This window comes from uncultured Clostridium sp., from assembly GCF_947072515.1.
GTDB lineage: Bacteria > Bacillota > Clostridia > Clostridiales > Clostridiaceae > Clostridium.
In genome coordinates this window covers 1-12,572 of record NZ_CAMTIG010000078.1, presented here as the reverse complement: position 1 = coordinate 12,572, position 12,572 = coordinate 1, and the positions used below count along the sequence as shown (strand labels likewise).

The following is a 12,572-nucleotide window of genomic DNA, read 5'->3' as shown; positions in this document are numbered from 1 at the left end:
AAAGGATAAATAAGAATTTATCCTTTTTTTTACAAAAAAAAGTATTGACATAAAAAGGAAAACGTCTTATTATTAAAACATACCAAACGAATGTATGTGAAAGGAGGATAGGAAATGGCAAGAAATAAGAATCCAGAGATTACTATAAATCGTATTTTAAATACATCAATGGAATTGTTTTTGAAAAAGGGTTATGATAATACAACCATTCAAGATATTGTAGATGCTTTAGGAGATTTAAGTAAAGGTGCAATTTATCATCATTTTAAATCAAAGGAAGAAATAATTGAAGCTGTAATACCTAGACTTTATAAAGGATCTGAAGAGGATATGGTAGAGATGGATAACAGTATTCCTAAAAATGGTTTAGAGAAATTAAGAAAAATGCTACTTCAATCTTTAAAGAATCCTGCACAAGAAAAGCTTATTAAAGCAGCACCAACATTAATGAAAAATCCTAAAATTTTAACACAGCAAATTTATGAAGTAGTAGAAAAAATAGTACCATCTGTAATAGAACCTGTAATTAGAGAGGGAATGGAAGATGGATCTATAAAAACTAATAATCCTAAAGAGATTGCTGAAACTATGATGATTTTAATGAATGTATGGATGAATCCCTCTGTTTTTTATACAAATCAAGAGGAATTTAGAAATAAATTTGAGTTTTTAAAAGGATTGACTGAAGGGTTAGGTCTTCCAGTATTTAATGAAGAATTTTTTGAAATAATGGAAAAGTATCGTTTAATAATTGAGAAAAGTAAAGAATAAAGTTACTGCCTAAGAAAGGCAGTTTAATTTTGAGAATATACATACCAAACGAATGTATGCATATATTATGAGGAGGATAATATGGAAAATAATAAAAAACTTTTAAACAAAAATTTTATGTTAATGGTAATAGGGCAAATCATTTCTCTTTTTGGAAATGCAATTTTAAGGTTTGCACTTCCCTTATATCTTTTAGATAAGACAGGATCAGCAGCACTTTTTGGGTTAGTGTCAGCTTGCTCCTTTATTCCAATGATTATATTAACACCTTTTGGTGGAATTATAGCTGATAGGGTAAATAAAAAATATATTATGGTGATATTAGATTTTATTACAGCAATATTAATGATTGGATTTACAGTTTCTATGGGAAAAGTAAATTTACCAATATTAATAGTTGTTACTTTAATGATTCTATATGGAATACAAGGAGCTTATCAACCATCTGTTCAAGCTAGTCTGCCTTTTTTAGTAGAAAAAGAAGATTTATTAAAAGGAAATGCTATTATCAATCAAGTTAGTTCTTTAGCTAATTTAATAGGACCAATAATAGGAGGTCTTTTATATGGATTTTATGGATTAATACCTATATTAATAGCTAGTATAGCTTGTTTTATTGTGGCTGTTTTTATAGAAATGATTATGAAAATACCTTATATAAAAAATGAATTTAAAGATAGTGTGATTTCAATAGTAAAGAAAGATATAAGAACTAGTGTTAGTTTCATAATTAAAGAAAAACCTGTACTTTTTAAAACAATTATTATAATTTCACTTTTTAATTTATGTTTTACAGCAATGATAATAATTGGAGTTCCAGTTATTATGATTGAAAGATTAAGTATTTCTAGTCAAGCTTATGGGGTAACTCAAGGTTTTATAGCTTTAGGTGGTTTATGTGGAGGGATATTAACAGGAGTATTAGTTAAAAAACTTAGAATTTCTAATAGTTATATGCTTTTAGTTTTTAATGTATTAGCCTTAATACCAATGGGATTAACACTTGCATTTAAAATGTCAACAGGAGTTTCTTATGTTATTGTAACAGTTTGTTGTTTTATCATTATGGTTGTATCGACTATATTTAGTATACAAATGCTAACTTTTATACAAGGAGAAACACCAGGGCACTTAATTGGGAAAGTAATTTCATTTTGTTTAGCTATAGGAATGTGCGCTCAGCCAATAGGGCAAGTTCTATATGGATATCTTTTTGAAGTTCTAAAAAATAATGTTTCATGGATTATTTTTGGTGCAGCTATAGCGGGAGGTGTAATTACTATAATATCAAAGAAATCTTTTGGAAAATTAAATAGTGAAGAAATAGAAGAGAATATGGTTAATGAAAAAATAGGCGCAAGTCTTTAAAGAGGGAGATTAAAAATGGAAAAAGGGTTTAGAATAATAAATTATACAATACTAAAAATATTTAATATCTTAGTTGGAGTACCATTAGCTTTTGCATTAACAACAGTAGTATTGTCAGTCTGTTTAGTTGATTTAATACTTTTATTACTTCCTATATTTTGGCTTTGCAATGTAATGCTTAAAGATATAGTTGTAATAGTAGTACCAACTAATATGGGAATACAATTGGTATTTACTATTGTAGGAACTTTAATGGGATATTACTTAAATAAAATTTTAAAAGTATATGTTCCAAAATGGTTTAAGGGAATGGAAATGTATATAGAAGAAAGCTTTAGTTTCTCAATAAATAAAAATTAAGATAAGAAAAATATTTTATGAAATTCATAAATATAAAAGTAAAGAATAATAGATTAGAGGATAAGTTAAATATAAAAGGGTAATCTAATAATATGTGATAAATATCATATATTTCTAGGAATATATTTTATATAATAGAAAATATAGGAATGTAAACCTATAGATGAAGCTAACAGGAGGATAAATTTATGAAAGCAACAGTAGATAAGGATACTTGTATAGGGTGTGGAGCATGTGAATCAACATGTCCAGAAATATTTTCTTTAGGAGATGATGGAAAATCATCGGCAAAAGATATTGAGTTAACAGGAGATTTATTAGCAAGTGCACAAGATGGATGTCCAGTTGGTGCAATAAGTATTAATTAATATATAAATAAACTTAAGAGGAGGCTTTATAATGGATACACCAATGTTTTGTTATCAATGTGAGCAAACTGTAGGAGGAAAGGGCTGTACGAGAGTAGGAGTATGTGGAAAATCTCCAGAAGTAGCCGGACTTCAAGATTTGCTTATTTACCAATTAGAAGGAATTAGTTGTTTAGCTAAGAAGATATTAGATAATGGTGGTAAGGTAGAGGTTAAGTTCTCTAAATTTATAGAGGATTGTCTTTTTACAACATTAACAAATGTAAACTTTGATGCAGATGTGCATGTTGAATTATTAAAAGAGTCACAATCATTAAAAGGTGAATTAAAAAGTTTAGCAGGAAATATAGAAAATTTAGCAGATAGAGAACAGGTTACATATACATTAAGTAACGAAAAATCTGGAATGCTAGAAGATGCAAAGATGGCTAGATTAGATAGAGATAACGGAGAAGATCCAGATGTAAAATCAGTAAAGCATACGATTTTATATGGATTAAAAGGTATATCAGCTTATGGACATCAAGCAAGATTTTTAAAATATAATAGTGAAGAAGTAGATGAATTTTACTTCCAAGCTTTAGCTGCTATAACAGATAAAAGTATAGACTTAAACGCTATTATAGAGCTTATGAAAAAAACAGGTGAAATAGCATTAGAAATTATGAAGGTTCTTGATGATGCTAATACAACAATATATAAACATCCAACACCAACAAAGGTTAATGTAAATACTAAAAAAGGACCATTTGTAATAATTTCTGGGCATGATTTAAAGGATTTAGAAATACTTTTAAAACAAGCTAAAGAAAAAGGTGTTAATGTATATACTCATGGAGAAATGTTACCAGCACACGGATATCCAGAACTTAAGAAATATGATAATTTAATTGGAAACTTCGGTAGTGCATGGCAAAATCAACAAAAAGAATTTGATAATATTCCAGGATCTATTTTAATGACAACAAATTGTATAATGAAACCTAGAGATTCATATAAAGATAGAATTTATACAACTAATGTTGTTGGATGGGATGGAGTTAAACATGTAGGTAAATTACCAAGTGGAGAAAAAGATTTTAGCGAAATGTTAGATAGAGCAATAGAACTTGGTGGATTTACAGAAGATGAAGAAGTAAAAGAAATTATTGTAGGGTTTGGACATGATGCTACATTAAAAAATGCTGGAGCAATTGTTGAAGGTGTTAAAAATGGAGATATAAAACATTTCTTCGTAATTGGTGGATGTGATGGAGCAAAACCAGGAAGAAATTATTATACTGAATTTGCACAAAAAGTTCCAAAAGACTGTATCATTTTAACTTTAGCTTGTGGAAAGTATAGATTTAATAAATTAGAGTTTGGTGATATAGGTGGAATTCCTAGACTTTTAGATGTAGGGCAATGTAACGATGTATATTCAGCTACAAGAATTGCATTAGCATTAAGTGATGCATTCCAAACAGATGTTAATAGTTTACCATTATCAATAGTATTATCATGGTATGAACAAAAAGCAGTAGCAGATTTACTTGCATTGCTATCACTTGGAATAAAAGGAATGATTATAGGGCCAACATTACCAGCATTTATTACTCCAAATGTATTACAATTCTTAGTTGATAATTTCAACATAAGACCAATAGAAACAGCTGAAGAGGATTTAAAAAGATTACTTCAAGCTAGAATTTAATAAGAAAATGATAAGGTGTTGTATAGAATACAACACCTTGTTTTAGCTAGTTAAAGAGATATTATTAGATGGATTTTTTAAGTAATAGTAAAGTATAGAATTATTATTTAGATTTTTTGAAAAGGTATAAGTGAAGTTTAATTTTTCAATAACTTTTTTAGAGTTATTATTAGTATCTTGATGAGCACACCAAATAATATCTAAATTTATTTTATTAAAAGCATAATCAATAACTGCTAGGGCAGCTTCTTTTATATATTCATTTCCCCAATATTTAGGGTTAAGAGCATATCCTAACTCACGTTGATTTAAGTTTTTTAAATATTTATGAGGGCACGAAGTATGAAGACTAATACTACCAATAACTTTATTTTCAGATTTTAAAACAATTGCTAAAACTTCTTTTGTTTTAGTAAAAAATAATATAGTATTTTTACTTTCTTTTTCAGTTTTATGTGGTAGCCATCCTGCATTTGGGCCTACTAAATCTGTTTTTGCATATTCAAAAAGATCTTTACTATCATTTATATTCCAAGGTCTTAAAATTAATCTATCTGTAATTAGAAGTTCCATTAATCCTCCGCATGGTAAAAAATGTAATAAATAAATTATACAATATTTTGAAAGGAAAATATATGTTTAAATAGTGTTTAAAGGAATAACACAAGAAGAGATATGGTGCAATTTATAAGCTTTATTGAATAAAAGTAAAGTAAACTTAACTATCATGAGATTTTATGGTTTAATTAGAAGAGATAATATTTTAGAATTGGAGTAAAGCATATGGGAAAAACAACACTTATGGATATAGCTAAAGAACTTAATGTATCTAAAACTACTGTATCTATAGTTTTAAATAACAAAGGAAAAAATATTCCAGAAGAAACAAAGAAAAAGATATTTGATAAGGCAAAAGAACTAAATTATATTCCTAATTATTTAGCTAAAAGTTTAAGTATGAAAAAAACATTTAGTATAGGAGTTATAGTGCCTACAATAGACAATCCATTTTTTAGTGAAATGGTAAATGCCATTGAAGGAGTATTAAATGAAAATGGGTATAGCATGATTCTTTGTAATACTTTAAATAATGAGAAGAGAGAAGAGGAAAATATAAGACTTCTTATAAATAAAGCAGTTGATGGAATTATAGTAATTCCGGTAAATAGACAGTTTGAAAATGTAAAAATATTAGAAAGTAATAATATAGATTTTGTTTTAGTAGATAGGGTTTTAGAAGATGAAAAAAAATATAATACTGTTTATTGTGATAGTAGATTAGGCATAAAATTAGGAATTGAATATCTTTTAAGCAAAGGACATGAAAATATTTCTTTTATTACAAAGAAACCTATGAAGAATGAAATTAATGTAAGACTTCAAAGTTACTTAGAAAATACAGAAAAAATTAAAAATAAATATGTAGTTGAAGAAGATATTTCAATGGCTGGTGGATTTAGAGCTACTAAAGAACTGATGGAGAAGAATAAAAATATTGATGCAATATTCTATTCAAGTGATGTTATGGCCTTTGGAGGAATAAAGTATCTTTTAAGAAATGGATATAAAATTCCTAAAGATATAAATGTTTTAGGATTTGATAATATTGATATATGCTCATTTATAGAGCCGGAGCTTACAACAGTAGCACAACCTATTTCTAAGATGGGAGTAGAGGGAGCAAAGCTTTTGTTAAAACTGATAAATAAAGAAGAAGTTGAAAATAAAAATATAGTTATGAGACCTTATTTAGTAGAAAGAGCTACTGTAAAATAATAAAAATCTCAAGGAATTTTCCTTGAGATTTTTATTTTATAAGTCCATATAAATATTTATGCCATTACTGGTGTAAGTTCTTTTTTTCTAGCAGAACCTAAAAGTACACCAATTATGATTATGATAGCAGCTACTAATAGTCTGAAATCTATATGATTGTGCATAAAAATAACTTGAAGAACTACTGCCCATACACCATAAGTTATATTAAGTCCCATGGCTCTAGATGGACCAATTTTATGAACAGATACATAATAGATCCATGTTGAAAATGCTCCAATAGAGGCAGCCAAAAATGCTACAGCACCAGAGTGTGAGAATATAACTGGAACTATAAATTTTAATGCGCCTATAAAAGGAAGTATTATTGCTAAATCAATAAATAAAGATGAAGTAACAGTAATTAAAAGTGCCATATGTTGAGAAATAGTTTCTTTTTTCATTCCCCATGATAAGAATACACCTTGAATTCCCCAACCTAAAGCTGAAAGGAATGAGAAAAGTAGTCCAAGTGCCATATCAGGATGATGGGCAGAAAGACTTCCAGGCTTGTACCCTATATAAATTACAGCAAAAATGATTAATATAAGTCCTAAATAAGTTTTCATAGGAAGTTTTTCCTTCATAAATATTCTTGCAATTATAGCTCCTAAAACAGGATAAGTTGAAGAAATTATAGAAGCGTAAGCAGCTCCAGAATATTTAACTCCTAAAATATAAAATAACATTCCAAGAGGGCCACCTAAAATTCCTGCAATTATTAAAATAGCTCCATTTCTACTTATAAAGCTTGGTATTATTTGTTTTATTTTTCCACGTATAACTAAAGTTATAAAAGTCCAAAAACAAACGAACACATCGTTTAAGAAATTGCTTAAAAAAGGTGCAAAGAAAGCCATATAAGGGCTACCAAGTGGATTTAATGTTAAAGCAATTCCGATTAAAACGGTATTCATAGCCCAGGTAATACCAGAGATTAATCCAGCACCATTACCAATAAGGGCAAGATTGGTATTTTTAAATTTATTCATTATTAAAACTCCTTTATTAAATTGTAACTATTAAATTGTAACTATTAAATTGTAATAAATAAAAAGAAATTTAAAAGCTAAAACATCTTTATTTTACAAAAAAGAGCTAAATTTAATTAAAAATACATGTATTTTTAATGAAAAATAGGCACTAAAATGTTAAAAAGAGCAAAATGAATAAAAGTAGAAAGATAAGTATAGTAAAATTAATTTGGAAAATTAGAAGATAAGGAGTTTATATGGACAGAGTAAAATTAAGAGAAAATATTTTGAAAGATAATTATATATTTATAGATTTAAGAGATAGTAATTCATTTAATGGATGGAAACTAAATGAAGAGAAAATAGGGGGACATATAAAAGGTGCTATAAATTTATATGTAAGATGGATAGATGGGGAAAATATTATTTTAGATAATAGAAAAAAACTAGTTCTTTGTTATTCTAAAATTGAAGAATTAAATAAAGGATTTGAAATATTTAAAGAGATGAAAAATATAGATTATTTTGATATGGGAGAACTAAATGAGGAAGATAAGGATTTAGTAGAATGTTATAAAAATTATAAGATATTAGTACCACCAGAATTTATTATAAAAAATGAAAAGATAAAAATATTTCATGTAGGATTTGGAAAAGAAGAGGATACTTCTATGAAAGGACATGCACCAGGAAGTGTTTATATAGATACAGATGAAGTTGAGCCACCACCATTTTGGAAGATAGGAAAAAAAGAAGTATTAGAAAAGGTAGCTGAAAAATATGGTTTAGCCTATAAAGATAATGTGGTAATTACAGCATGGGATCAAATGGCAGCATTTAGAGTAGCTTTGATTTTTGAGTACATGGGAATAGAGAATGTAATGATTTTAAATGGGAGATTAGAGTATTATGAAAAAATGGGGTATCCATTAAGTCATAAAAAAGAAAATAGAGTGGGAAAAAATAATTTTGGAGTAGAGATACCTAAAAATAAAGAAGTCATAATAAGGACTGAGGAAGTAAGAGAAAATATAGAGAAAGAAGAATTTGAACTAGTTGATAATAGAACATTAGATGAATATTTAGGAAAAATATCAGGGTATTCATATTATGATAAGGCGGCAAGAATTCCTAAAGCAAAGTTTGGATATGCAGGTTTTGAAGGTGCAAATAGTTTAGATTATTATAGGAATATTGATGGAACTATGAAGTCTAGAGAAGATATAGAGCATTTATGGAAAGAAATAAATAAAGATAAAAAATTAGTATTTATGTGTGGAAGTGGATGGAGAGCAAGTGAGGTGTACTTTTATGCAAAAACTTTAGGATATGAAAATATAGGTGTATATAGTGATGGGTGGATAGGATGGAGCAGTAATGAGAAAAATCCAGTTGAAATTGGATAATTTACTAATCATTAACAATGGGGACAAATGATAGTGTTATAATTTATTTGGCAATTTTTAAATAAAGGATGGATGACAATGACTGCTATAGGAGAGATATATTTAATAAGTTTTTTTATTGTAAATATAATTGCTTATATACTTTATAGAAAATTTAAATTCCTTAGATTTTTATTTTTATTATTTGGATCTATATCTTCAATAATTTATGTTATATGGAGATTTACAGTAATACCAACAAGAGGGCTATCATTAGTAATGGGAATATTACTTTTGGTGGCAGAAGGAATGGGTATTATACAATTTTTTAATTTTCAGTATTTTTCAACTAGAAAATATAAATTGGATGAAAAGATATTGAAAGATGTCTACTCAGATAAAGTACCATCAGTAGATATATTAATTTGTACATATAATGAACCAAAAGATTTATTAAGAAAAACAATAATAGGAGCAAAATATCTTAATTATAATAAAGAAAAATTAAATATTTATATATGTGATGATGGAAGAAGAGAAGAGATAAAATCTTTATGTATGGAGTATGGAGTAAAATATATAACAAGAGAAGATAATGAGGGAGCAAAAGCAGGTAATATAAATAATGCATTGAAATTTACTAAAGGAGAATTTATATCCATTTTAGATGCAGATATGATTACTAAAAATAATTTTTTAGTAAAAACAATGCAATATTTTATAGATGATGACAATTTAGCTTTTGTACAAGTTCCTCAAAGTTATTATAATGCGGATATGTATCAATATAATATGGGAAGTAATATCCCAAATGAGCAAGATATGTTTATGAGAGATATACAAGAAGCCAGAGCATCTATAAATGCAGTATTACATGTAGGAACAAATGCAGTTTTTAGAAGAGAGCATTTAGACTCAGTTGGAGGATTTCCAACATTTTCAATTACAGAAGATATGGCACTTGGAATGAAACTTCAAGCACAAGGATATAGTTCAATATTAGTAAATGAACCTTTAGTATTAGGACTTAGTGCTACAACTCTTGAAGAATCTATAAAACAAAGAAAAAGATGGGCAAGAGGAAATGTTCAAGTATTTAAAAGAAATAATCCATTATTTTTAAAAGGATTAAAATTTAATCAAAGAATAGCGTATATTGATGGGCTTGTATATTGGTTTTCAAGTTTGCAAAAAATAATATATATATTTGCACCTATAGCATACCTTTTATTTGGAATACTTTCAATAAAAGCAACTGTATTACAATTGTTACCTTTCTATATACCATTTTTAGTATCTCAAATGATTGTGTTTAAAATACTTTCACCAGGAACAAGAAATCTAAAGTGGTCTCATTATTATGAAACTGTTATGGCACCAAGTATAAGTGCATCAATATTATCAGAACTTTTGTGTATAAACCCGGTAGGATTTAAAGTAACTGCAAAGGATGAGATACATGAAAAATCATATTTTCAATTTAGATTTATTTTACCGCATTTAATATTATTAATAGGAACTGTTATGTCTTGGGGGATTTGTATTTACCTAATCAGAGTAGGTAGAATTATGCCAAGCTATGTTGTTCTGAATTTAATATGGAGTATATATAATGGAATTGGATTGTTTATTGCAATGAAAGTAGCATACCAAAAGCCTATTTTTAGAAATACAGAAAGAGCAATTGTTAAAGACGAAATTGAAGTAGCAGTAAAAATAAAAAATGAAAAAATAGAAGGTAAACTAAAGGATATATCTGATAAAGGTGTGGGAATAGAATTAAATAAGGAATTAAGTATAGAAAGAAATGAGAAGATATATTTTAAATTACAGGATTTAATATTAAAAGGTCGTGTTGCAAGAAGTAAAGAGAAGTTCTTAGGAATAGAATTTGAAGGATTAGATGTAGAGCAATATGAAGAAATTATAAAGTTATATATAGAAAATTTAAAACCTTATTATGATTTAGAAAAAGATTTGAAAAAAGATGAAGAAAAGAATATTTATAGAGAAAATATCAATGCATAAAATTTATAAAGAAGTTACTTTAAGTAGCTTCTTTTTACTTGTGAATAGAAAAAGATAATAAGCAAATAACATTGTATTTCAATAAGAAAAATTTAACGGTTAAAACAAAATAAACACCTCTTAATTAAAAAGCATATCAAACTTTAAAATTCTATATATAATTTAAATATAGGTATTAGGTTAGGAGGAAAAATAAATGAATAAAGTGGTATTTATATTAAATGATAATTTTACTTCAACATGGATTTTTTATAGTTTTATTATAGGGTTTTGTATATTTGTTATTAGTGAATTTTATATTAGTAATAAAACTAGAAGAAATTCAGAAAAGAAAATTGAAAAAGATGGAGGATCATTTTATGTAATTATATTTTGTACATGGTTTATTGTTGCATTAAATTTTTATACGAAAATAGAGCGAAGATTATTATTATCTATATTTCAATATATTGGAGTTATAATGATGTTAATTGGAGTAATTATAAGGGTGTATTCGGTAGAGCTTTTAGATAAAGCCTTTACATTACATGTATGTACAGGAGATAATCAAAAAATAATAAAAAGAGGAATTTATAAATTAGTTAGGCATCCTGCTTATCTTGGGTCAGTAATAACAATGATAGGGATGTCCATGGCACTTAGAAATGAGGTGAATTTAGTCATTACTATTGTAATTTTAATACTGATGTATGCTTATAGAATAAAAATAGAAGAAAAAGCACTTATTTCAAGGTTTGGTGAAGACTATTTAGATTATAAAAAGGAAACTAAATTTATAATTCCTAAAATTTTATAAAGGAGCTAGAAATGTGAAGATAGACTTAGATATAGATGATAGATATAAAGAGCTGGAGGTATTGATAAAGTCTAGAAAATTAGATGATGAAGTTTTAGAAATAATGAATAAACTAAAGGAAAAAAAGGTGGAAAATTTTTTAGGAAATAAAAATGAGAGAATATATATATTAAAGCCAGAAGATATTATTTGTTTTTATAGTGATTCTCAAAAGATAATGGTAGATACGGAAGAGGGGAGTTTTGAAATTAAATTAAAGCTTTATGAAATAGAAGAAATGCTTATAAATCTTTCATTTGTAAGGGTATCTAAGTTTGCCATTGTGAATATTGAAAAAATTAATAATATAGAGTTATCTTTTGGAGGAAACCTTATTATTAATTTAGTTAATGAGAGAAAAGAGAATATTTCAAGGCGATATATAAAAAAAGTTAAAGACTTCATAAAAATGGAGGGGAAATAGATGAAGTATGGAAAGATATTTTTAGAAAGATTTTTGAAAGGAATACCGATAGGAGTTTTTATAGGACAAGTATTTTATACTTTAAGTATTTGTATATTTAAATTTAGTTACACAGTAACTTGGGAAGTAGTATTAATACAAAATATAGCAGCTGGAATTATAGGTGGATATTGTTATGCAGGTTCAACAATATATAAAATTGAAAAATTGAGTAGACTTCAGCAAACAGCAATTCAATGGATAAGTTTATTACCGTTTATTCCAGTTGCGTGGTATATGCATTGGATGCCTAGAAACACATGGGGAATAATTGGGTTTATATTCTTCTATATAGTTTGGATATTGGGATTTTGGTTTTTTTATACAAGAAAATATACAGTGTATGCAGAAGAATTAAATGAAGAATTGAAAAATATAAAATTAAGAAAAAAATCATGAAAACATTAAGCTTATTGAATAGCATAGATTAATTAATACTAGAACCATAAAATTAAAGGTGGTGTTAGTATAAAAAGGTGGACAGATTTAATCGAACTAAATAAAATAGTATT

General features: G+C 27.0%; 13 protein-coding genes. 11 read left to right on the top strand and 2 right to left on the bottom strand.

Features of this window, described 5'->3' with window-relative positions; all coding sequences use genetic code 11:
* The first annotated feature begins 114 nt into the window (after window positions 1-114).
* The 5 genes from Q0W06_RS17630 (at window position 115) to hcp (ending at window position 4,560) form a co-directional block, all read left to right on the top strand.
* Window positions 115-771: a TetR/AcrR family transcriptional regulator gene (locus Q0W06_RS17630; RefSeq protein ID WP_297638838.1), complete on the top strand. Its 657-nt coding sequence runs from the start codon at window positions 115-117 to the stop codon at window positions 769-771.
* Window positions 772-852: 81 nt separating this feature from the next.
* Window positions 853-2,139, top strand: coding sequence for an MFS transporter (locus tag Q0W06_RS17625; RefSeq protein ID WP_297638835.1), 1,287 nt, complete (start codon window positions 853-855; stop codon window positions 2,137-2,139).
* Between the two features lie 15 nt (window positions 2,140-2,154).
* Window positions 2,155-2,499 carry a hypothetical protein gene (locus Q0W06_RS17620; RefSeq protein WP_297638832.1) on the top strand — a complete coding sequence of 115 codons (345 nt, stop codon included), beginning with the start codon at window positions 2,155-2,157 and terminating at the stop codon, window positions 2,497-2,499.
* A gap of 188 nt (window positions 2,500-2,687) precedes the next feature.
* Entirely contained in the window at window positions 2,688-2,867 is a 180-nt protein-coding gene (locus Q0W06_RS17615) for a ferredoxin (protein WP_297638829.1), read from the top strand.
* Between the two features lie 31 nt (window positions 2,868-2,898).
* Entirely contained in the window at window positions 2,899-4,560 is a 1,662-nt protein-coding gene (gene hcp, locus Q0W06_RS17610; protein WP_297638826.1) for a hydroxylamine reductase, read from the top strand.
* Between the two features lie 42 nt (window positions 4,561-4,602).
* On the opposite strand, the gene Q0W06_RS17605 is transcribed toward hcp, so the two are convergent.
* Complete coding sequence (locus Q0W06_RS17605) at window positions 4,603-5,133, bottom strand: GNAT family N-acetyltransferase (protein ID WP_297638823.1); 531 nt, start codon at window positions 5,131-5,133, stop codon at window positions 4,603-4,605.
* A 210-nt stretch (window positions 5,134-5,343) separates the two neighbouring features.
* Between Q0W06_RS17605 and Q0W06_RS17600 the strand changes: the two genes are divergently transcribed.
* Complete coding sequence (locus Q0W06_RS17600) at window positions 5,344-6,336, top strand: LacI family DNA-binding transcriptional regulator (protein ID WP_297638820.1); 993 nt, start codon at window positions 5,344-5,346, stop codon at window positions 6,334-6,336.
* Between the two features lie 56 nt (window positions 6,337-6,392).
* Here Q0W06_RS17600 and Q0W06_RS17595 read toward each other — a convergent pair whose 3' ends face one another.
* A complete protein-coding gene (locus tag Q0W06_RS17595) occupies window positions 6,393-7,367 on the bottom strand; it encodes a DMT family transporter (protein ID WP_297638817.1) in 975 nt (324 codons plus the stop codon).
* Between the two features lie 239 nt (window positions 7,368-7,606).
* Here Q0W06_RS17595 and Q0W06_RS17590 point away from each other — a divergent pair, with 239 nt between their 5' ends.
* The 5 genes from Q0W06_RS17590 to Q0W06_RS17570 all read left to right on the top strand — a co-directional run bounded on the left by Q0W06_RS17590 (window position 7,607) and on the right by Q0W06_RS17570 (window position 12,459).
* A complete protein-coding gene (locus tag Q0W06_RS17590; RefSeq protein ID WP_297638814.1) occupies window positions 7,607-8,755 on the top strand; it encodes a rhodanese-like domain-containing protein in 1,149 nt (382 codons plus the stop codon).
* Between the two features lie 78 nt (window positions 8,756-8,833).
* A complete protein-coding gene (locus Q0W06_RS17585) occupies window positions 8,834-10,762 on the top strand; it encodes a glycosyltransferase family 2 protein (RefSeq protein ID WP_297638811.1) in 1,929 nt (642 codons plus the stop codon).
* Window positions 10,763-10,958: 196 nt separating this feature from the next.
* A complete protein-coding gene (locus tag Q0W06_RS17580; protein WP_297638808.1) occupies window positions 10,959-11,558 on the top strand; it encodes an isoprenylcysteine carboxylmethyltransferase family protein in 600 nt (199 codons plus the stop codon).
* Between the two features lie 13 nt (window positions 11,559-11,571).
* The gene (locus Q0W06_RS17575) at window positions 11,572-12,021 is read left to right on the top strand and encodes a LytTR family DNA-binding domain-containing protein (RefSeq protein WP_297638805.1); all 450 of its coding nucleotides are present in this window, start codon (window positions 11,572-11,574) and stop codon (window positions 12,019-12,021) included.
* Entirely contained in the window at window positions 12,022-12,459 is a 438-nt protein-coding gene (locus Q0W06_RS17570; RefSeq protein ID WP_297638802.1) for a DUF3021 domain-containing protein, read from the top strand.
* The last annotated feature ends 113 nt before the right edge of the window (window positions 12,460-12,572 follow it).

Coding starts and splice junctions, on each gene's coding strand:
- hcp (WP_297638826.1), top strand. CDS start 2,899: ATGGATACACCAATGTTTTGTTATCAATGTGAGCAAACTGTAGGAGGA.
- Q0W06_RS17625 (WP_297638835.1), top strand. CDS start 853: ATGGAAAATAATAAAAAACTTTTAAACAAAAATTTTATGTTAATGGTA.
- Q0W06_RS17580 (WP_297638808.1), top strand. CDS start 10,959: ATGAATAAAGTGGTATTTATATTAAATGATAATTTTACTTCAACATGG.
- Q0W06_RS17605 (WP_297638823.1), bottom strand. CDS start 5,133: ATGGAACTTCTAATTACAGATAGATTAATTTTAAGACCTTGGAATATA.
- Q0W06_RS17595 (WP_297638817.1), bottom strand. CDS start 7,367: ATGAATAAATTTAAAAATACCAATCTTGCCCTTATTGGTAATGGTGCT.
- Q0W06_RS17585 (WP_297638811.1), top strand. CDS start 8,834: ATGACTGCTATAGGAGAGATATATTTAATAAGTTTTTTTATTGTAAAT.
- Q0W06_RS17620 (WP_297638832.1), top strand. CDS start 2,155: ATGGAAAAAGGGTTTAGAATAATAAATTATACAATACTAAAAATATTT.
- Q0W06_RS17590 (WP_297638814.1), top strand. CDS start 7,607: ATGGACAGAGTAAAATTAAGAGAAAATATTTTGAAAGATAATTATATA.
- Q0W06_RS17570 (WP_297638802.1), top strand. CDS start 12,022: ATGAAGTATGGAAAGATATTTTTAGAAAGATTTTTGAAAGGAATACCG.
- Q0W06_RS17630 (WP_297638838.1), top strand. CDS start 115: ATGGCAAGAAATAAGAATCCAGAGATTACTATAAATCGTATTTTAAAT.
- Q0W06_RS17600 (WP_297638820.1), top strand. CDS start 5,344: ATGGGAAAAACAACACTTATGGATATAGCTAAAGAACTTAATGTATCT.
- Q0W06_RS17615 (WP_297638829.1), top strand. CDS start 2,688: ATGAAAGCAACAGTAGATAAGGATACTTGTATAGGGTGTGGAGCATGT.